16 protein-coding genes and 2 pseudogenes are annotated in these 22,614 nt (G+C 38.5%); 5 read left to right on the forward strand and 13 right to left on the reverse strand.

The features are described from left to right. Positions 1-67 precede the first annotated feature (67 nt). The 6 genes from M948_RS26860 to M948_RS26885 all read right to left on the reverse strand — a co-directional run bounded on the left by M948_RS26860 (position 68) and on the right by M948_RS26885 (position 7,234). Positions 68-1,618: an arylsulfatase gene (locus M948_RS26860; protein WP_021289490.1), complete on the reverse strand. Its 1,551-nt coding sequence runs from the start codon at positions 1,616-1,618 to the stop codon at positions 68-70. A gap of 26 nt (positions 1,619-1,644) precedes the next feature. Continuing rightward, positions 1,645-3,423, reverse strand: a complete 1,779-nt coding sequence (locus M948_RS26865) for a glycoside hydrolase family 2 protein (protein WP_021289491.1) — start codon at positions 3,421-3,423, stop codon at positions 1,645-1,647. Between the two features lie 17 nt (positions 3,424-3,440). Beyond that, positions 3,441-4,304: a carbohydrate ABC transporter permease gene (locus M948_RS26870; protein WP_021289492.1), complete on the reverse strand. Its 864-nt coding sequence runs from the start codon at positions 4,302-4,304 to the stop codon at positions 3,441-3,443. Beyond that, a complete protein-coding gene (locus M948_RS26875; RefSeq protein WP_021289493.1) occupies positions 4,305-5,180 on the reverse strand; it encodes a carbohydrate ABC transporter permease in 876 nt (291 codons plus the stop codon). It lies immediately after the preceding gene. A gap of 32 nt (positions 5,181-5,212) precedes the next feature. Beyond that, positions 5,213-6,511 carry an extracellular solute-binding protein gene (locus M948_RS26880; protein ID WP_021289494.1) on the reverse strand — a complete coding sequence of 433 codons (1,299 nt, stop codon included), beginning with the start codon at positions 6,509-6,511 and terminating at the stop codon, positions 5,213-5,215. 309 nt (positions 6,512-6,820) lie between these two features. Further along, positions 6,821-7,234: an Lrp/AsnC family transcriptional regulator gene (locus M948_RS26885; RefSeq protein ID WP_021289495.1), complete on the reverse strand. Its 414-nt coding sequence runs from the start codon at positions 7,232-7,234 to the stop codon at positions 6,821-6,823. Positions 7,235-7,350: 116 nt separating this feature from the next. Here M948_RS26885 and M948_RS26890 point away from each other — a divergent pair, with 116 nt between their 5' ends. Continuing rightward, the gene (locus M948_RS26890) at positions 7,351-8,112 is read left to right on the forward strand and encodes an MBL fold metallo-hydrolase (RefSeq protein WP_021289496.1); all 762 of its coding nucleotides are present in this window, start codon (positions 7,351-7,353) and stop codon (positions 8,110-8,112) included. 186 nt (positions 8,113-8,298) lie between these two features. Here M948_RS26890 and M948_RS26895 read toward each other — a convergent pair whose 3' ends face one another. The 3 genes and pseudogenes from M948_RS26895 to M948_RS26905 form a co-directional block, all read right to left on the reverse strand. Continuing rightward, positions 8,299-9,222: an ArsR/SmtB family transcription factor gene (locus M948_RS26895; protein WP_021289497.1), complete on the reverse strand. Its 924-nt coding sequence runs from the start codon at positions 9,220-9,222 to the stop codon at positions 8,299-8,301. Positions 9,223-9,949: 727 nt separating this feature from the next. Beyond that, positions 9,950-10,193, reverse strand: a pseudogene (locus M948_RS0121630) (flagellin); the annotation flags it as partial. An 85-nt stretch (positions 10,194-10,278) separates the two neighbouring features. Continuing rightward, entirely contained in the window at positions 10,279-11,841 is a 1,563-nt protein-coding gene (locus M948_RS26905; RefSeq protein WP_021289499.1) for a Na+/H+ antiporter NhaC family protein, read from the reverse strand. Positions 11,842-12,203: 362 nt separating this feature from the next. Here M948_RS26905 and M948_RS26910 point away from each other — a divergent pair. After that, positions 12,204-12,842: pseudogene (locus M948_RS26910) on the forward strand (SDR family NAD(P)-dependent oxidoreductase); the annotation flags it as partial. 50 nt (positions 12,843-12,892) lie between these two features. On the opposite strand, the gene pruA reads toward M948_RS26910, so the two are convergent. The 4 genes from pruA to codB form a co-directional block, all read right to left on the reverse strand. Then, a complete protein-coding gene (gene pruA, locus M948_RS26915; RefSeq protein WP_021289502.1) occupies positions 12,893-14,440 on the reverse strand; it encodes an L-glutamate gamma-semialdehyde dehydrogenase in 1,548 nt (515 codons plus the stop codon). A gap of 124 nt (positions 14,441-14,564) precedes the next feature. Beyond that, complete coding sequence (locus M948_RS26920; protein ID WP_021289503.1) at positions 14,565-15,488, reverse strand: LCP family glycopolymer transferase; 924 nt, start codon at positions 15,486-15,488, stop codon at positions 14,565-14,567. Between the two features lie 225 nt (positions 15,489-15,713). Continuing rightward, on the reverse strand, positions 15,714-16,979 hold the full coding sequence (locus tag M948_RS26925) for a cytosine deaminase (RefSeq protein ID WP_021289504.1): 1,266 nt from the start codon (positions 16,977-16,979) through the stop codon (positions 15,714-15,716). 1 nt (position 16,980) lies between these two features. Then, on the reverse strand, positions 16,981-18,246 hold the full coding sequence (gene codB / locus M948_RS26930; protein ID WP_021289505.1) for a cytosine permease: 1,266 nt from the start codon (positions 18,244-18,246) through the stop codon (positions 16,981-16,983). 507 nt (positions 18,247-18,753) lie between these two features. Between codB and M948_RS26935 the strand changes: the two genes are divergently transcribed. The 3 genes from M948_RS26935 to M948_RS26945 are packed head-to-tail and all read left to right on the forward strand — an operon-like array spanning position 18,754 to position 22,579. Beyond that, complete coding sequence (locus M948_RS26935) at positions 18,754-19,551, forward strand: ABC transporter ATP-binding protein (RefSeq protein WP_021289506.1); 798 nt, start codon at positions 18,754-18,756, stop codon at positions 19,549-19,551. A 51-nt stretch (positions 19,552-19,602) separates the two neighbouring features. Then, positions 19,603-20,589 (forward strand): ABC transporter substrate-binding protein, encoded by a 987-nt coding sequence (locus tag M948_RS26940; RefSeq protein WP_021289507.1) that lies wholly within the window; start codon positions 19,603-19,605, stop codon positions 20,587-20,589. 4 nt (positions 20,590-20,593) lie between these two features. After that, positions 20,594-22,579 (forward strand): iron ABC transporter permease, encoded by a 1,986-nt coding sequence (locus M948_RS26945; protein WP_021289508.1) that lies wholly within the window; start codon positions 20,594-20,596, stop codon positions 22,577-22,579. Positions 22,580-22,614: the final 35 nt, after the last annotated feature.

Consider the following 22,614-nt stretch of genomic DNA (forward strand, 5'->3'; position numbering starts at 1 on the left):
AAATATAAATTAAAAAAGAAATGATTTCATCTTCTTATCACATAAAAAAGCCGGTTACCCGACTTTTTCATTTAACTTGTGGTCTTTTCCGTGGATACACATCTGTCCGCTTAGCCCATGCTTCCCAGATACCCTTCATCTCCTCCACAAGTTCTGGATAGTTGTCTTTTAGGTTATGCATCTCCGTTCGGTCATGCTCTATATCATAAAGCTCCCAATCCATTTCTTTTACTTTCGACAGCTTCCATTTGCCTTTCCTCACACCACAATGCTGCTCGTGTTCAAAACAAAACGTTCTTTCTTCCATTTCCTTTTCACCGCGAATGGCAGGCATGAAGCTTTGCCCTTCCATTGGTAAGATCGAATGTCCATTGTATTGATCGGGATAGGAAGCATTCGTAATCTCCACAAGGGTTGCCATTATATCTATAAAATGACCTGGGCGATGATCAATTCCTCCCTGGTTCGCCACTTTTTCCGGCCAATGAGCTATTAATGGCGTACTTATCCCACCTTCATGGCTATAATGTTTATACAATTGCAATGGCGTACTACTCGCATTTGCCCAGCCAGATCCATAACTATGATAAGAATCAGGACCACCCATATGATCTAAGTCCTCCTTGCGATGAAGAAAGTTAGACGTTGTAATCCAATTATCAAACCCCCATGGATCCCATTCTGCACAAGCACCATTATCGGAACAGAACAGGATAAGCGTATTGTCCATCTCGCCATGCTTCTTTAAGTCATTAAGTACCCTGCCAATATTTTGATCCATTCGATCAATCATGCCAGCATAAATGGCCATTCGTTTAACTAAATCCTGCTTTCGATCATTCGCAACCGATTCCCAAGCCGGGTTCACACCTTGAATATCTCTATCCCTATTCCAAAACGGAGCACGAGGCGTTAATTCTGTGTCTTCTGGAACAATCGCTAGTTTCTTCATTCGATCCAATCTTTCTTCTCGTATTTTATCCCAGCCTTTTTGATATAGCTTCTCATATTTCGCTATCTCTTCTTTTGGAGCTTGCAAAGGAAAATGTGGTGCATTATAAGATAAATAAAGAAAATATGGTTCCTGTTCTGCTCTTGCTTCTGTAATGAAGTCTAATGCATAATCGGTAATCGCATCTGTCGCATAAAACTCTCCATCCTTATAAGTTCTTTCCGGTCGCCCCTTCGGCAGCCTGGAATAATCCGATTGATCCCAGAAACTAGTAAACCCCCCTAATAATCCATAGAAATCATCAAAACCGCGCTCCGTTGGACCAATTTCACCAACATGCCATTTACCTGACAAATAGGTACGATAACCTACTTGTTTAACAACTTCAGCTAAGGTAACGCATTGATCTTTAAGGTAACCACGATACCCAGGCGTTTCCAAGTCTTCCGTCATTTCACCGACACCGGCTTGATGAGGGTATAATCCACTTAACAACGAAGCTCTGCTCGGGCAGCACCGAGCAGAATTATAAAATTGAGTAAACCGTAGCCCACCCTTGGCTAATTGATCTAAATGCGGCGTCTGAATCTCACTTCCAAAAGATCCAAGGTCTGAAAAACCTAGGTCATCTGCTAAAATCAAAATAATATTTGGTTTCTGATGCATATTAACACACTCCTAACAGCTAAAAATTAGGCATCATTGATTTCTTTAATTTTTTCCAGAGCTATCTTGGGTTCGCGATTTTCTTTTAGCAAGCCATTAATCTCCTGCTGAACATCGGTGGTTTGGGTATAACAATAACCTGAAATATAAGGGAGATCTTTGATAGCATTGGTAATATTACGGAAACGTTCTAGGAATTCGGCTTCCGTCGTCACTTGATTGCCATAGCCCCAACCACGCTTATCTTGAAACGCAATGCCCCCGTACTCCGTTATCATTATTGGCTGTCCTTGATAGTGATATCCTTCGGCAAAAGCATATTTATGGTGGTTATGTGGTTTTTTATTTTCTAAAATAGCTGCTTTATCTTGATAGCGATGATAGAAATTCTCACCTAATTCCTCGTAGTCATGTAAAGCAATTATGTCAGAGATTGTATGTTCCCAACCATCATTGACAATGACTGGACGGTTGGAATCGATTGATTTTGTTACATAGTAAATTGCCTCCGTAAAGGATTGCTGCTTTGTATCCTTAAAAATCTTTGGCACGCCCCATGATTCGTTAAACGGGACCCATGTAATAATCGAAGGATGATTATAATATTGAGTTACGACTTCCTGCCATTCTTTTGTAAAGTTCGCTACCGCCTTATCAGAGTACTCATAGGTTGCCGCCATTTCTGACCAAACAAGCAGCCCCTTCCTATCGCACCAATATAGAAACCTAGCATCTTCCACTTTTTGATGTTTACGTACCCCGTTATAGCCCATTGCTAAAGTCTTATTAATATCTTCTAACATCGCTTCATCTGATGGAGGAGTCAACATCGTATCAGGCCAGTACCCTTGATCCAGTAATAGTTTTTGATAAATCGGCTGATTATTTAACAATACCTTTCCCTCTTTAATTGAAATCTTTCGCATCCCAAAGTACGAATGAACTTCATCTTCCAAAGCTTCGTCCACATATAATTGGAAGGTTACATCATACAAATGTGGATGCTCAGGCGTCCAATGCATGATCTTCCATTCATGAATCGGCGAAGTTAACTCTATCTCTATCTGTTCATCTTTCCGAGTTGGCGTGATTACAAACTGTTTTACTAGATTTCCCTCATACCGGATCGTCGTCTCTATCCGGCAAGCCCCTGTTGGCAATTGATTTAAATCGTACGCCAAATGCAACGAATTTGTATCGATATTTGGTGTCATCTTCACATGATTAATCGTTGTCTCTGGTAAAAACTCCAGCCATACCGTTTGCCAAATCCCTGTTTGCTGTACATACCAGCAGCCAAAATTCTCATTAATCCAACGTTGCTTGCCGCGTGGCTGATAACAACTTTGGCTATCCTCTACTTTGACAACAAGTTCATTTTCCTTTGTTGCATCAACCGCATGCGAGATATCAAAGGAAAAAGCAGCATACCCACCAGTATGAGCACCGATAAATACGCCATTCACCCAAACCTTCGTATGATAATCAGAGGCTTGGAATCGTAACAATGCACGTTTCGCTGCATTTTCTTCTGTAATTTGAAACGTACGATGATACCATACATTCGCGTGAAATGCTTCTTCACCAATACCACTAGCTTTTGTCTCGTACGTAAAAGGAACTTGTATTTCTTTTGTCAATGCAGATGGCTTATGCTGCCACTGTTCTAATTCACCGATATTTTTATCGTCAAATCCGAACTTCCAAGTTCCATTTAGGTTCATCCACTCTTTTCGTTCAAATTGTGGACGAGGGTATTCCGTCCGTTGATACGTTTTCTTTTCCTTTGTCATTGTTTCTTTCATTTTCCTTCACTCCTCTATTAACCTTTTATACCTGTGAAACTAATTCCTTTGACAATCTGTTTTTCAAAAATCAAAAATGCAATAATAACTGGAATCGATGCGATGGCATTGGCTGTCATTGGTAACACATAAGCTTGCGAATAAGTTGAATTAAACACCGGCAAGCCAACCGGTAATGTGTACAACGTCTCCGACAATATGGATAAGTATGGCCATAAGAAATTATTCCATGAACCTATAAAAGTAAAGATTCCAATCGCTGCCATTGCAGGTTTTGCTAGGGGCAAGACAATTTTGTAGAATAATTTGAAATAAGAACAACCATCAATAATGGCACTCTCAATAACTTCTTTTGGTACACCATCAAAGAAACTTTTTAAAATAATGACTCCAAGTGGTGAAGCAATCATTGGCAGAATTAAACCAGCATAACTGTCAATCAGATTCATACTCTTAACAATTTCATAAAGAGGAATAATCGTTGCTTCTCCTGGAATCATTAAACCAAGTAAAAAGAAGATAAAAATAAAATTCTTAAAACGAAATTTCATTTGTGAAATCGCAAATGCTGCCAACGAAGTAATTGCTAATGTTAAAATGGTAGTTACCAAAGCAACAAAAAAACTATTAAACAGCCAACGTAGGATTAAGCTGTCCATAATGATAGTTACATAATTGGAAATCGTATAGGGTGGTAGAAACCACGCAATAGGATTTGACGTAGAGAATCCATCCGGTTTGATCGATACAAACAACATCCAAATAATCGGAACAATAAACACTATAGCTACAATCACACCGATGGTTACTTTTACCTTTAAGAGCGGATCTCGATTACGATCCAACGCTTTCCTACTTTTAGATGAAGTAATCGAAGCCATCTAGTTCTCCTCCAATCGTTGATTTTTTAACTGAATGATTGACAAGATTAATAAGATGAAAAATAACGCATAAGACATCGTTGCTGCATAGCCCAAATTATTTTGTGTAAAGCCTACTTCATAAATGTATTGAATGAGCGGCCGTGTGGCTCCTCCTGGACCACCACCAGTAATTAGCAGGATTTGCGCAAATACTTTATAAGAAGCTAATATTTGTAATAAAATGATTACCCGACCAATTGGGATTAATTGTGGTAAAGTAATATAGCGAAATTGCTCCCATCTCGTAGCGCCGTCGATTTCACTAGCTTCATAATACGTATCTGGGATTTCTTGCAAACTCGTAAGAAAAAGAATCATATTAAAACCAACCGACCACCATAGTGTTACCCCGACAATACTGACCCAAGCCAACGTTTTATCCGCCATCCAAAATGGTTCTGCTTCAATTCCTATTGCCTGAATCACCGTATTTACCAAACCACTGTATGGCTGTAACATAAAGATGGCTAAAAAGGATATTACCGCAACGGACAAGATACTTGGCAGAAAGAACGAGCCACGGAAGAAGGTCTTTAATTTGGTATTTAAATTAGCTAAAAGCGCAAGACCTAATGCTAGAAGTACCATCGTTGGTGTGGTGAGGATAACAAATAAGGTCGTATTCCATAAGGTCTGCCAAAAGAAAGGATCCTTAATCATGTCCACATAATTCTCCAAGCCGACGAAATCCATTTTCTTAACTAGATTCCAATCATATAGACTCATTTGCAATCCTTTAAAAATAGGCAGGATTGTAAATATTAAATAAGCAATAAAGAATGGAAGCAAAAAAGGAACCGCTTTCATATCTTTGATCCAAGCTTTCTTATTCATTTCCTAAACTCCTTTCTTGTCTTATTTGTTAATTAATCATGTATAAGCTCCTTTACCTCTTTCTCAATTTGCTGAAAAGCTTGTTCTGCGGTAGCTTCATTTGTCCATATTCGATCGAGATTACGGATCATAATATCGTTAATACCACGATAATAAATGGTTCGGTCAGAGAAATTGACATAATCGGCAACCTGGGCATAGTCTTCCCGATAGGCCATCTCTTTAAATTCCTTTGATTCTACTACCGTATCCTTTGCTGGAATATGACCTGCTTGCGCCCACTTTGCTCCATGATCTGTGGCAAAGTCCATAAATGCAACGGCACCTCGTTGTACTTCTGGATCTGCATCTTCATAGGCAGGTAAAACTAGGGTGTGCGAACCACCCCATGCTCCTTTTTGTCCAAAAATAGTGGGAATCGGCATTGCCGTAAAATTAAAATCCTCCGTGCTTTCCCAAACTCCTGTCGACCAAACACCTGTGGCAATCGTAGCCGCTTTACCAGATTGAAAGTCCGAATAGAAATCTGCTAGATTTAATGGAATGACTTCATCCTCATACCAGAATTTCTGCATGTATTCTGCAGCTTCAATTGCTTTGGCCGTATCTAACACATAACTAGGGTTTTCCAAATCATCTGTTACAATATTTTCGCCACCTAGCTGGGTATAAAATGTCCACCATTGTCGATATCCATCCATTCCAACTGTTGGGAATGCCAATGGAAAATTATTCTCTGGCAATTTCTCTTTTAATGTTTGAAAAAATGCTCGAAATCCTTCGGGCGTCTCCTCCATCTTTAGCGTTCCATCTTTATTTAATAATCCAGCTTGATCAATCAAATCATTATTGACGTACATAATATGAGGATGTGTATCAATAGGGATTGCATAATGTTGATTATCAAAAACGGTTTGATCTAGAATATTTGTATTAAACTCTTCCCATTGCACTCCTACTTCCTCTGCATAGCCATCTAGATGTTGCAAAATACCAAGATCGACTAACTCAGGTAATGTATGAGAATGAGAAATCGCAATATCTGGTCCCTTCCCTGCTCCAAGACTGGTAATTAGTTTCGTATAGTATTCCTCGAACTCTTGCTGAATATTGTTCACATAGAATTCGTTTTGACTAGCATTAAATTCATCTACGATGTTTTGCATGTATTCGGCATCTCCACCTGCAAATAAATTCCACATTTTGATTTCCTTAGCTCCATCTGGAACATTCGCGCTATTACCACTTACTAGCTGACCAAGACCAGAACACGCTGTTAACAGAAATAACAGGCTAAGCAAACACAATGATACGCCAACCCTTCTACGCATCAAACACCCCTCCCTTTATTACAATTTTTATGTTTTTATACTGTTTTTCTGTATTTTAAGTAAATAATACGCTTACATTTCTGAAAAGTCAATAAAATTAAATGTATTTTCTAACTCCTTTTGTTTTAGAAATCTCTTTTATATATAAAGAAAACATCCTTTCAAAGCCCCCTATTCAAGCGTATATAATTGACAGCAGGTACATGAAAAATAAACTCGCTTGGACAAATATCCAAGCGAGTTACTTTTAGGTTTTATTCCATTCACGACTCCCCGCGTTCATTTAATATAACTAAATTTTCCATTTAATTATTGCTTCTTAATTACAATCGATAATTTATAATTTGCATGCTTATTTAAGCCCAACAAAAAATCATCTAATACTTCATTTGATGGAAATCTACATTCAAGAAGATAACAACCATCTCCACTGATTTTATAATTGCTTATTATATGCTTCTCTTGAGTGTTAATAAAGGAAAGGAAAGGCTGATGATTGGTACTTCGTATAATAATTGTAATAAAGGCATATACATAACAACCTAATTTTACTTGGTTTATCTTTATTGTATATCCCTCAATTACTCCCTTTTCCTCTAATTTAGTGACTCTATCTGCAGCAGCTTGTCCAGTCAAATGAACTTTTTCCCCCAGTTCTTTCATCGTTATACGACTGTTCTCGTTAAGTTCCTCCAAAATCTGCATATCCGTATTATCCAGCATTCGGTCAAATCCTTTCAATTATCAAGTCAAACAGCAAAAAGTCTTGATTTTATCCATGTATTCTTAATTGATCCTAGTATAAAATATACTTAAATAAAAGCAAGGGAGTTTTATTAATGAATTTACAACAAATCCGAAATGCAACTCTTGTAGTTGACTATGCAGATAAAAAGTTTTTAATCGACCCTTTTTTAGCAGATAAGGGGACTTATCCTCCTTTCCCAAATTCAGCTAGACAGGAACAAAATAACCCTTTAGTGAATTTACCAACATCGATAGATAAAATTATATCCAACATCAATGCCGTCATTGTAACGCATCTACATTTAGATCACTTTGATGAAGTTGCCAAAGAAGTATTACCAAAAGATATCAAGATGTTTGTACAAAACGAAGAAGATGCGAAAGAAGTAGAAAAAGGGGGTTTCCAAAATGTAGAGGTTTTACAAGAAGATTCCGTTTTTGAAGATGTTAAGTTAATTAAAACGAAGAGGAATCATGGGAGGGGAGAAATAGTAAAACTTGCTGGTCCAGTTTGTGGTGTTGTTTTCAAACACCCAATGGAGAAAACGTTATATGTAGCAGGAGATACGGTTTGGTATGAAGGTGTGCAAGAAGAGATTGATGCACACAATCCAGCAATCATTGTCGTAAATGCTGGAGATAACCAATTCCTAGAAGGCGGTTCTCTTGTGATGAGTAAAGATGATGTTTATCAAGTATCTAAGGCTTCCCCTCATGCAAAAATTATCGCAAGTCATATGGAGGCTGTGAACCATTGGACATTGTCCAGAGAAGAATTAAAAAGCTTTATTAATGAAAAAGGAATCTCCTCTAACGTGTTCGTGCCAGAGGATGGGGAATCATTTTCATTTTAAGGTAAAAACAGACAGAAAGAATAAATTCTGTCTGTTTTTCTAGTACTTTAAATGCTCCAAATTCAACTACATACCTCAATAACTAGATTAGATCTTCCATTACACATAGGACAAATGATATTAATTTTAAGCGGGAGCCGATTCTGTCGGAACAGACAACAAACATACGATAGAGCAATCGTTACATTAACTATAATGAATCGTTAATACGATATCTTGATCATAATCACCAAATCCTTTACCAAATAAATTAATACCTCCTTTATGTATTGCATCTTCTTTAATGCCTACTTTAATTGATACAAAATTCTTTTCTAGTAGATTTAATTCGTCGAGGGTACATGCCGATAATTGAAAGTCATCAATAAATGTTTCATGCTTGGTAACCTTCCACGTTTTTAAACTGCCATACTGTGTACTGGTAGTATCAGCCCAGTAACTTGGATTAAGTTTCCCCGGACGATCTCCATAATCCCCTGGACTCGTCCATGTCCCAATATCTACACCGTTAATCCATAACGTAATATCCGATGGCCAATTGGGGTCATGATTCGGTGCTTCCGAACATATCTCCATGGAAAGTTGTAGGCTAGAGATCGTCGCACCACTTGGAATTACGATAGGAAATTTATATTCGAAATATCCCTTTCTGGTCCAAATTAATTGTGCTTTTGAGCGCTCTGGGCTATAAAAATGAACCGGTTCATCTTCAGGAATCAAGAATTGCTCTTGATTTACCATGCCACAAGTAGGGGCCACTTGAAAATCGGTATACTGACCAATCGGCATTTCTAATCGATAGCTTTGATTCTCCATATAGAAATTATCTTTTTTATTTAATTGAATATGAATATCATCGAAATTTCTTGTACAAACTTTCATAGCTCCCCTACTTGCCGGTCGAAGTTCTGTATGTATTAATGCAGCTTGTTCCAGCACCTTCACATGTGACGCTGTGGTAGAAACGGGTATGCCTAATGTCTCAGCCATTTGGTGGATATTCATATTTCCTTCATTAAGTAGATTAATAATTTGCAGACGAACATCGGAAGCTAGCGCATGGGCCACTTTCTTTAAATTATCTGTGTCTTTTATGGATAGTTCTAGCAAAAGAATCCTCCTCTACGATTAGATTGATTTTATTACAAGATTGTTAGAAATATACAAACTTTATATTTATTTCTTACTATATTACTATATATTTTGGAATAAATGAATACGCCATCCTCTCTAAATGGAAAAATCCTACATTGAAAAATGAAATTCCAAAAAATCTAAAATGATATTGATTTCAATACATTGCTGAAAATGGATCAAAAACATATACATTCAAAGATGGAGCTAAAATGGAAGTCGGTTCTGAATACGTATGACCGGAACGAGAAGTGCCAACAGTTATGAAACTGTTTGATTTAATTAATTTAATTTAGCAATAGCTCTTTAAAGATTTCACAGCCCCTTTAAAGAGCTATTTTTATATGTGGGGCCTTAGGATATGGATATATTGATATTTAATTGTTATTATAAGGTGGAAGTAATATTTGTGAGGTGATTTTATGACTATGCAGGAATTAATGCCTTTAATAATCATCTTTATTAACTTAATTTTTACTATAGCGATAGCTTTTGGAATAGTTTTTATTGTTAAGTATGTGAGATCCAAGAATTCTTCTAGAGATAAGTTAGAGGAAAGAGTTGAAAAGTTGGAAGAGAAAGTAAACAACAAATTCAAGTAATGGTTACTTCTATATATACAATACCTTATTTTATGGGAATATGAACAAATTATATAAAAATCCTGCTCAATATGAGCAGGATTTTTTACTGTTATTTTAGTCTAAAAATTAACGAAGTAATTATAATACTCCTGGTTTGCTTGTGCCAACATACTTGAGCAGCCTGCGTAAGAATATTATTCTTAGTGAAATTCATCATTTCTTTGGCCATATCAACAACTCTAATATGTGACTCAGCAGCTGTTCCGTTTTCAGTAAATGCTCCTTAATCGTATGCTCTAGACGGTTTTGTACTGCACCTAATGAAGAACATTGGGTAGATACTGAATTAATAGCATCATCAGTTTTCTTAAATTCGTCGTCGAAGCAAAACGGTACAGCTTCTTTACTGTTGAACTTGCTCCAAAGAATGAAATCTCCCTTCTTTTCCCTACCCCACATCCTCATCTATTTCCAATCGTTCTCCTTCCCTTTGTTCATGCCGATTCCCTAAATACCGTATAATAAAAAATTGAACCACAATACCGACAATTAAGAGAATGATACTATTGTCAATGAATGTATAACTTACGTACATTACTCCAGCAATACTAGCTGGTACAAGGGCATAAGGTATTTGTGTATTCACATGGGCAATGTGATCGGATTCGGAGAAGATCGATGCCATCACGGTCGTATCAGAGATTGGTGAGACATGGTCTCCAAAGATTGCCCCAGCAAAGATTGCTCCAATTACTATTGCAATTAATTCTTCTCCTCCCATTGAATAACCCAGCGGAATAGCAATCGGCGTCAAGATCGACATGGTGCCCCAAGATGTTCCTGTAGCAAACGAGATAAACATCGCAATTATAAATACGAGAAATGGCAATAATGCTTCAGTCATCCACCCTTGTGTGGCTTTAACTACAAATTCCGCTGTACCCAGCTCAGAAGTTACTGTACCGATTGACCATGCTAAAACAATAATAATTAATGCTGGCAACATGGTACGAATCCCACCTAACAATGTATCCTCACAAGCCTTTAAACGCATACCTTGGAGTAAAGCTAGGATAATGCCAACGGTTGTCATTGCAAATGCTCCCCAAGTAAGTGCTACAGAAACATCTGTATCTGCAAGTGCGTCCATAATGGACTTTCCTTCAGCGCCACCTCCTGAATACCATAGCCCCCAAATGCTGACAGATATTAACGTGACAAGAGGCAGAATAAAATTCCAAACGCTACTCACTTTTTTATGCGGTTCCCCCAAATCCTGGTCAACCGAAGACAATGGTGTCGATCCATCTGGAATCAACTTCCCGGTTGTATGCGCACGTTTTTCCGCTTTTGCCATCGGTCCAAAATCCTTTAATAAAATGATCATGGGTACAGCTAGCAAACAGAGAATCGCATAGAAATTCCAAGGAATCGATTGTAAGAAAACAAAGTACGGATCTATACCTGCTATACCAATCGTAGCAAATGCTGCTGCTATTAAAGATACTTGAAAGCCAATCCAATCTGAAACTGGGCCAATTGTTGAAATCGGTGCTGCGGTTGAATCAATGATATAAGATAATTTCTCACGTGATACTTGATGTTTTGCAGTAATATCCTTTGTTGCATTTCCCACGATTACGGAATTTACATAATCATTAAAAAAGACGACTAGCCCTAATATATATGGTAGGAATAGTACTCGCTTTTTTGTGGTTAATTTATTTTCCAATAAGCGTATAAGCCCTTCTGAACCACCGGTCTTAAACATAAATGCTGCCCCTGTTCCTAACAATGCTGTCATGACAAGGAAACGTGCATTCCAAGGATCAATCATCACATCTTTCATCCATGTAAAGGTCATACCGACTGCAGCAAAAGGATTTCCACCAGCTGCAATCAATCCTCCAACCCAAATACTAATAAATAAAGAAAACAACACACGCTTTGTAAAAATCGCCAATAATACAGCAACAATTGGTGGAATAATTGATAAAAAGTCCATAAACATGTCAACCTCCAATAATTGTGAAATTCAGTGACTTATCTTTTAAACAGCATCCTTCCTCTTGCTTCATTCTTATATTTTGTTCATTTATCTTACGTTTATATTTTTATTATTACAAGTTATAAAATATTCAGACAAAAGTCGTCTAGCAACATGAATCAAAAGTTTTAGCGGTATAATAAAGGGTAGGTAGTAATAGCTACCCTTATGTTTATACTGAAGGAGGAAATATCCATGCAATTCAAAGATAAAGTCGTACTTATAACAGGAGCAGCAGGAGGAATTGGAATTGCTGCAGCTAAAAAGTTCGCAGAGAAGGTGCCAAACTAGCACTTGTCGATCTTAAGAAAGATGCACTTGAAAAAGCAGCGGAATCCGTTCAAGCTGATGATATTCTCTTACTGGATGCCGATGTTTCAAAAGAAGCAGATGTTAAAACATATGTCGATCAGACCAACAAACATTTCGGGCGCATTGATGTGTTTATTAATAATGCTGGCATTAATGGAGCGTTCGCAAACATTACGGAGCAAACAGCTGATAATTACCATGCGGTATTTGGAGTAAATATAATGGGCGCATTCTTCGGCTTAAAATATGTACTTAAACAAATGAAGGAACAAAATAGTGGTGCTGTAGTGAATACAGCCTCGAATGGTGGCCTACTTGGTGCCCCAGGTATGAGTGCTTATGTTGCATCGAAACATGCCGTTATCGGGCTTAATAAAACAGCAGCCCTTGAGATGGCAGAATATAACGTCCGCGTGAATGCAGTTGCCCCCTCAGGGGTCGATACGGCTATGATGAAATCCATAGAAAAAAATGCGATGGGTGAAAACGCTGGAGAAGCAAGAAAACAATTCGAAGCTTCCGTTCCGCTGAACCGCTATGCTACAGCTGAGGAAATTGCCGACTTAATGCTCTTCCTTTCTTCTGAAAAAGCATCGTTCATCAGCGGTTCCTACTACCGAATTGACGGCGCACAAGGTGCTACATCCGTTTAATATTTAAAAATGACAGCCCAGATCTGGACTGTCATTTTTTATACTCCTTCCTAAAACATTTCCGATACGGTTTTTGCATGGAGGAATTGTGGTAAATAATCCGGGCCTCCCGCCTTTCCGTTTGTACCTGACATTTTGAATCCACCAAATGGCTGATAACCTACAATTGCAGCTGTGCAACCTCGATTGAAATATAGATTCCCTACTTGGAACTCATAGCGAGCACGGTCTAAGTGTTTGCGATTATTGGAAATCACTGCACCAGTTAGTGCATATTCTGTATTATTTGCGATGTCTAATAATTCATCAAAATCCTTTGCCTTTGCAAAACCAACGATAGGTCCAAAGATTTCTTCTTGCATAATTTGAGCGTTTGGATCGACATCTTTAAAGATCGTTGGATAAACAAAATAACCGTTGGAATCATCCATCTCCCCGCCGTAAGCAAGCTCTCCTTCTGTTTTTCCAATATCAATATATTGTTTGATTTTATCGAATTGCTTTTGATTAATTACCGCACTCATATAAAAATCCTGTTCAGCCGTATTTCCGATTGTAATTTGCTTTGTTTTCTCAATCGCTTTGGTAAGTACTTCATCATAAACAGCCTCATGAATAATAGCACGTGAACAAGCGGAACATTTTTGGCCTTGAAATCCAAATGCAGATTGAACAATCGCGTCTGCCGCAAGATCGATGTCTGCATCATTATCGACTATAATTGTATCCTTTCCGCCCATTTCAGCGACTACCCGCTTGAGGAAATCTTGACCTTCCTGTATCTTTGCAGCACGTTCTATAATTCGTGTTCCTGTTGCACGTGAACCAGTAAAGTTAATAAAATGTGTTTTCGAATGGTCAACCAGATAATCGCCAATTTCTTTAGGATCACCAGGGACAAAATGGATAGCTCCATCTGGTACGCCTGCTTCCATTAAAGCTTCCACAAGCTTATAAGCAATTACAGGTGTATTCTCCGAAGGCTTTAGTAATACCGTATTCCCGGCAACCAATGGGCCGACAGTGGTACCGCAAACGATTGCAAACGCAAAGTTCCATGGTGGGATAGCTACCCCTGGTCCCAGCGGCTGGTAAAAATACGAATTATTCTCATTTGGACGATCCTCCACCCATTTTCCTTCGGCAAGCTTTATCATTTCTCTTCCATAATATTCGAGGAAATCGATACCTTCTGCAATGTCAGCATCCGCTTGTCCCCAAGGCTTACCTGCATCATAGACGAGTATAGAGGCGAATTCATATTTCTTTCTACGAACAATCGCAGCTGTCCGGAACAGCACCTCTGCACGTGCCTCCGCACTCCAACGCCCCCATTCTTTAAACGCCTCTTGTGCCGCATTCATCGCTTGATCAATATGATCCGTTGACGCCATAGAAGCTTTCCCAACAACTTGTTCTTTGTTTGCCGGATTTATAGAGACGATTTTTTCTTCCGTATATACTTTTTGCCCATTAATCATTAATGGAATATCCTCTCCTAATTGACTCTCTGTTTTCTTTAAGACTTGTCGAAACGCTTCTCGATTCGCAGATTCATTAAAGTCAGTAAACGGTTCATGCTTAAACGGTAAAACCATATAACTTCCTCCTTATAAACACGTTTATATACCGATTCCCAAGACATAAACTTGTAAAACGTTTACAGAACAAAGGCTTAAAAAAAAGACCTCCATCGTTACATGAAGGTCTTATCCATTCCCATTATGATTTTATTTCGTTAATCATTCCGTGTACTTTCGTGATTTCTTCATCTGGCACAATGTAATAATAAGTGCCATCAATCTTGGTGCCGCTCCCCTCCATCATATAGCTAACAACGTTTTTCCTTACATTTGTATAGTTAAAAAGTAAATCTTTCATATCATCAAAATCCATATTTGTCGCCATATTGTTTCCTAATACATCGATGACACCGCTGATTTTGTTGACTGAGGCGACGGAAGCACCTTTATCGACAATGCCTTCGATCACTTTACGCTGGCGCTCGGTACGCCCAAAGTCTCCGGCATTGTCCTGTTTACGCATACGTACAAATGCCATAGTTTTCGCTCCATCCATCTCTACTGGCCCTTTCGTAAAATTATACGTACCATCATTCCAGGCAATCTCGTTATTTACTTCGATGGTACCAAGCTGGTCAACCAGTTCTTCGAGCCCTTCCATGTTCATACGTACAAAATAATCCAGCTCAATATCTAAGAAGTTTTCTACTGTTGCTATTGACATTTCGCTTCCACCATATGCATATGCATGGTTAATCTTATCCTCAAATCCTTTACCAACAATCGTTGTACGTGTATCTCTCGGAATACTAACTAATTGCATCTTTTCTTGTTTAGGGTCAAGTGAAAGCACCATTAACGCATCTGATCTTCCCTTATCCGCACCACGCGCGTCGACACCGAGTAATAACACATTTAATGGTTCTTCATCCTTCATTTTCTTTTTTGTTACCGTCGTATCTATCGCTTCCACCGGCTCACTCATTTTTTCGTTCACCGTACTCTTTGCATTATTATAAATGGAGATGGCATACGCTCCGCCCCCTAGTACCAATAATAGAATAATAACTAAAGGAATCTTAAACCATAGTCTTCTTGGTTTTTTCCGATCGCTTCGTTTCATACAATTTCTCCTTTTACATATAAATAACTCATTTAATTATTTTGAAATTTTAATAGAAAATTACTAGATTTACCAAAATCTATTACAATAGTCTTATTATACGCTATCTTTTCTACAAAAAACAACAGTATTTTCATTGGGCTGAGACAACTATCATCTCAGCGGCAACTCTTCATTTCAATATAAAAAGCCTGCAAACAGGATGTTTACAGACTCTTTAGCTTCTTATTTCTGAAAGTCCACCTTTGCTGTTTTTGTCAAATGGACATGTGATTCACTTGGTTTTGTTTCAGCAATTATATTGCCGTTACGAATCGAATACAATACAGCTGCCTGTTTGCGAATAGCTTCATAATCATCTTCCGCGTCAAGCACAATTAAATTTGCTGGTTTACCTTCTTCAATTCCATAGTGCCCCTCAATATCCATTGTCCTGGCGCTATTGGTTGTAATTAAATCAATTGAATTGCTAATTTGATCATATCCCATTAATTGGGAAGCATGAATTCCCATATGAAGTACTTGTAGCATATTTCCTGTACCAAGTGGGTACCATGGATCAAAGATATCATCATGGCCAAAGCAAACATTCATTCCAGCTTCCAGCAATTCTTTGACACGTGTTAATCCTCGTCGTTTTGGATAGGAATCAAACCTTCCTTGCAAATGAATATTAACAAGCGGATTAGAAATAAAATTGATTTCAGAAAGACCTAATAAACGAAATAACTTCGACGTATAGGCATCATTATAAGATCCCATAGCGGTTGTATGACTAGCTGTTACCCTTGATCCTAGTCCTCGCTCATAAGCTTCAGCAGCTACTACTTCTACAAAACGAGATTGCTCATCATCGATTTCATCACAATGAATATCAACGAGCCGATTATATTTTTCAGCTAAGTCAAAAGCAACCTTCATTGAATGCACACCATACTCACGAGTAAATTCAAAATGCGGAATTCCACCAACAACATCTGCACCTAGCTTAAGTGCTTCTTCAACTAATTCTTGACCATTCGGATAAGATAGAATGCCTTCTTGCGGAAAGGCAACCAACTGTAAGTCTACATATGCAGCCATTTCTTCCTTTACTTCTAATAAGGCTTTTAACGCCGTTAGTTTGGGATCGGTAACATCCACATGGGTACGTACATGCTGAATACCCTGAGCAATTTGCCATGTTAAAGCTTTCTTCGCCCTTATTTTTACATCTTCCTGTGTTAAGGATACTTTCCGTTCAGACCAACGTTGTATCCCCTCAAACAGCGTTCCACTTTGATTCCATGCAGGCTCTCCTGCAGTAAGTGTTGTATCGAGGTGGATATGAGGCTCTATAAAGGGTGGCAGTACTAGAGAACCATTTACATCGATTACATCTTCGCCATCTCTTATCGTATTCGATCGATGAACCGAGATAATTTTCTTATCCTGTATGGAAATGTCCCATTTCCCAGCTTTTCCTCGTAACGAGGCATTTTTTATAATCATATTAATTACTCACCTTCTCTACTTTTGATGTCATGACTTGTTTCTCTTTCATTCCAATGAATTTCATCCCTGCTACATGGACTACTCCTGTAGCAATTAAAGCATTAATTGGCGGGATCCCCGGGATAAAGGTTGCCGCGACAATCCCCACTCCCCACGCAAGTATTGCTACCCAATTGATGGGTTGAAAAGTCATTGTCTTAAATGCCCGATAATTCCCTCGATGAACAATGAAAAAATCAGCAAGAATAATAGCTCCAATTGGCGGCAGCGCAGATCCAAGTAGTGTTAAGAACCCAACAAAGTTATTATACAACCACATCGCAGCTAATGTCCCGATAACTCCATTAACAATAACTAATTTCTGTTTTGGTAGTTTCGTAATATTAGATAATCCAAGTCCAGAGGCATATAGCGCATTATCATTGGTTGTCCAAATATTTAGTCCTAAGACGATGATAGCTGGTAAAATCAAGTTTTGTATAAACATTACTTCCGATATATCTGCTTGTCCAGTTGCTATCGAACCAATAGCTCCAAAAACAAACATAAGCGTATTTCCTATAAAAAAGGCAATCACGGTTGTCACTACTGCTGAACGCTTTTTACGAGCAAAGCGAGTAAAATCCGGTGTCAGTGTTCCTGCGCTGATAAATGAGCCGATACAAATGGTTAACGCTGCAGCTAAACTGATTGCCTCAGCAGGTTGATAATCAAGTAGTCCCTGTATCCCTCCAATACTTTCTGCTGCTTTAAAAACAGAGGTACTGCCTAAGACTGTAATTAATGGCACGGCGATAAAACTTATGATAGCAAGTGCCTTCATTCCAAAAAAGGCAGTAAACGTCATAGCAATTCCCGCTATAGCAATTAATAGATAGATATCAATTCCTGTTACTTTTTGAACAGGAATTGCAAACATCGCTGTCCCAACACCGAACCAGCCAATTTGTGTGAATGCAAGGAGAAAGGAAGGAAGATAGGAACCTTTCTCACCAAATGCATAGCGTGCAAGTAAGTGGGTCGACAGCCCAGTCTTTGCAGCTATATAAGCTAATGCCCCAGTATATGCACCAAGAATCAAATTACCAGCAAGCACAATTCCAATAAACTGTAGGAATGTCAGCCCTTGTCCCAATTCTCCACCTGACATCATACTTGCTGAGAAGAATGTTAAACCAAGCATCACTACGAATGTTTTCCAAAATCCATTGCGATGATTTAATGGAACTGCCTGTAACGAAAACTCTGTATTATTTTTTTTCATTATAATTCCTCCTGGTTATCGGTACCATACCAAGAAGGGAGATTGTGTTTTCTGTATAAAAAAGCAGGCCTCCAGTCGTGTGCGACAAGAAGCCTGCTTTTTAGGGATGGCCATTATCGAAAAACGATAGTAGCTACCGTTATGTATGTTTGTACATCTATACATAACCCCTAGACATGATCCGCTGTCCTTGTCAGCCTCTCTGGACTGAATTAAAGGTACCATATTTAATTACCATTATTATGACAGATGGTTAGCGAAATCGTCAAGTTGGGAAAAGCTGGTAGATGCTTTTATTCCACACCTACTATCTATTTTTTATTCTTAACCTCTTCCTAACGTTCCTCTCCTCTCTAATTCTACGATTTTTTCTCCTTTAATATCGTGGCTTTACAGGAAATGTATGTACAATTTTTTATGAAAATTCATTCATCGTGTATTGAAAATCTAAGACTAATAACCTATAATTGAAAATGATTATCAATTTCATGTTCTGGAGGTGACAACATGATCGATATAGATCAAGTACAAGTTGGTTATGAGGATACCATTATTATTGATAAGCTTAGTGTTTCGATACCAAAAAATAAAATAACTACGATTATCGGGCCAAATGGTTGTGGCAAATCTACATTACTGAAAGGAATTGCCCGAATCCTCAAGCCAAAGACTGGTGGAATTTATCTTGATGGAAAGCGGATTAGTCAGACATCTACCCAGGAGATTGCAAAGAAGATGGCTATACTACCACAGTCTGCTGAAGCACCATCAGGATTAACCGTACGTGATCTTGTTACATATGGTAGATTTCCTCATCAACCCAGATTTGGCAAATTAAAAAAAGTTGATATAGAAGCAATTGATTGGGCACTAGAATCTACTGGACTAACGGACTTAGAGAAGCGCCCATTAGAAGCATTATCTGGTGGACAGCGACAAAGAGTTTGGATTGCGATGGCACTCGCACAAGATACAGAAGTGGTTATACTAGATGAGCCGACTACCTATTTAGATATGTCACATCAGCTAGATATACTGGAACTTTTAGAAAAGCTTAATCGGGAGCAAAACAAAACCGTTGTCATGGTCCTGCATGATTTAAACCATGCCTCCAGGTTCTCCCACCATTTAATCGCCATGAGAGATGGTGAACTAATTACCCAAGGCAGCCCACATGAAGTGATGGCAGAAGAGAATTTAAGAAAAGTGTTCCACATTCAGCCAATGCTGACTGTTTGTCCATTCAGTGATAAACCAATCTGTCTATCCTATGCAAATGTGGTAGAAAAGTCCGTTATCAGTTAATCTAGACGATTCGTATTTAGTTAAATACTAGTGAATGGGAGTTAACCAAAGATGAAGAAAAAACTTACATTACTTAGCACATTGCTATTTTTATTTATTATATTAACCGGATGTATGCAAGAAGATGCCTCATCACAAGAATCAGAGGATAAAAGTGATGCTTCAGACAACGAGACAATTATAATTGAAGCTGGTTCAGAGAAACATGAGTTTGATGGACCGCAGAAAAACATTGTTGCTTTAGAATGGAGTGTAGCAGAAGAATTACTAGCTGTAGGTGTACAACCAGCTGGAGTAGCTGATGTAGAAGGGTTTAATAAATGGGTAACCATTGATAAGAAATTGGATGATAGTGTGGTCGATGTTGGACAGCGTACCGAGCCAAATATTGAAGAAATTGCCAAACTAGATCCTGATGTGATTGTTGGAAAAGAATATCAACGGAAACATCAAGAAGAGTTAGAAAAAGTAGCCCCAGTTGTTTTATATGATGGAGCAACCGACGAAGCAATAAGCGACTTATATGCCCACATGACTGATACATTGAAACAAACTGGTAAATTAGTAGGGAAGGAACAAGAGGCCAAAGACGCTATTACGCATTTAGAAGAAAGAATGGATGCAGCTAAACAAAAGGTAGAAGCAGCTAATTTATCTACAAGTGAATTTGTTTTTACACAAGCATTTTCTGTGAATCAAGCACCAACTTTCCGGCTTTTCACGAGTAATTCTACAGTTAGTCACGTTCTTGAAGGCATTGGACTAACAAATAAAATTCAAGATCAAGAGCCACAGACGGATGGTTTCATTGAAGCAAATGTGGAAGCATTATCCAATTATCAAGAGTCGTTATTTTTACACACGGTGCAAAAGGATGATCCATTATTCTCTAATTTAGAAAATAATCAAGCTTGGAATTCTTTAGCTTTTGTTAAAAATGAGGATATGTATGATCTTGGCGCTGGTGTTTGGACATTCGGTAGTGTATTATCCATGGAAACGCTGGTTGATCATGCCGAAGAGGCTTTAGTGAAGTGATCGTATGAAGGTAAAACCAATCCTTTTCATATTCGGATGTTTTCTGTTATTTCTTGTCCTTGGATTGATTCACTTAAGCCAAGGGCAAGCCTCTTCGGGCTTTATTACGTTTTGGTTAGACGTGTGGAATAATGATCAGGAATTAAGCTTTTTATTATATAATCGTATGCCTCGATTTGTAATTGGCTGCTTAGCAGGAGCAGCATTAGCTGTTGCAGGAATGTTATTACAAACAATGACGAAAAACCCACTTGCCAGTGCGAGTACCTTAGGTATCCATGCAGGGGCATATTTTTTTGTCGTATTATTCACGATTTTCTTCCCTTCCATTAGCGGTGGCTACCCGATTATCGTGACGATGGCAGGAGGAATTGCGGCAGCATTAAGTGTCACCTTTTTAGTTGGCAAATCTTTAGACCCTGTGCGTATCGCATTAACGGGGCTCATTGTAACCATGCTTTTTTCGTCATTCACAAGTGCATTACAATTATTGTATGAGAATGAAGTGTCTGGATTATTTTTATGGGGTTCTGGAACATTATTACAATTGGACTGGAGTGGGGTCCAATTTGCTACTCCATGGATAATTGGTATATTAGTGGTTGCTATCTTAGTCAGCCGCCGCTTCGACATCTTATTGCTTGGCGATGAAGTTGCTATTGGCCTTGGTCAGAATATTACGTTGAGTAAAGCATTTGGTTGGGTTATCGCTATCTTATTAGCATCGGTTACCGTCACCGTAGTAGGACCAATTGGATTTGTTGGTATTATTGCACCACATTTAGTCCGATTAATGGGATTTCAAACACATCGAACGATGATAATTGCCAACGTACTTGTAGGTGCTAGTTTACTCATCAGTGCAGATATTTTCGTACGTATCATTTCTGATTTGTCAGAGTTACCCGTAGGTGCCATGACGGCAATTATTGGTGCTCCATGGCTCGTATATTTAGCACTAAAGATGAGCACTCAAACGCGCTCCTCTGGAAATGCATTAGAAGGGAAAGAAAGAATTGAGCGTGATCGAAGGAAAATCTTCTACCCAATTTTATCGCTTGGTATCTTGATACTCGTTGTCATTAGCTTATCGTTTGGGGGGACAAGTTTTACTAATTTGCTCGCGTTACCACAGGAGCTTATGTACAATAGTTATGTTTGGGATTTTCGAGTCCCACGAGTAGTAGTAAGCTTTGCTGTTGGTATGATGATGGCTGCAAGTGGTTTACTTATGCAAACCGTCCTACGAAATCCGTTAGCCGATGCATCTGTTTTGGGGATTACCTCTGGTGCTAGTGTCATTGCTATGCTGTTTATCGTAGTATTTCCTCAAGCTCCATTTATTTTTGTTCCAATTGGTGCATTGCTAGGAGCCCTATTAACAATGGTAATTGTGTTAATCATTAGCTCAAAAAGCGGATTCCAGCCGATGATTCTCTTATTAATGGGAATCGCCATGTCAGCAGTTGGTGCTGCACTTATTCAAATTTTACTCGTGCGAGCGAATGTCCACGCTTCCCAAGCTTTAACCTGGCTGTCTGGAAGTACGTATGGAATGAGTTGGGATGACTTGGTGATGGCTTTGCTTGCGGTTATATTGATTATCCCAATTATTATCTGGCTAGCTAAACCATTCGAGATTCTATCCTTTGGCGACGAAATTTCGATTGGATTAGGTGTTCGTACAAGCCGTATGCGATTACTTATGATTGTTTTAGGAGTCGTATTATCTGCAATTAGTGTATCCATTGTTGGAGCAATTGGTTTTGTCGGATTACTCGCACCACATATTGCCAGACAATTGGTTGGACCAAAGTTATTGCAGCTACTTCCATTAACTTTAGTCATAGGCGGCCTACTGTTGCTTTCCGCTGACTTTTTTGGAAGGGTATTGCTTGCCCCGAAGGAAATTCCAGCAGGTATCATTGTCTCGCTGATTGGCGCACCTTATCTCCTTTATCTTTTAAAGAAGACAAATCGAGTAAAATAAATAAAGGGTTGCCTCAAAGTTTTAAACGCTTTTGG

The organism is Virgibacillus sp. CM-4 (genome assembly GCF_000445495.1).
Taxonomy (GTDB): Bacteria; Bacillota; Bacilli; order Bacillales; family Amphibacillaceae; genus Virgibacillus; species Virgibacillus salexigens.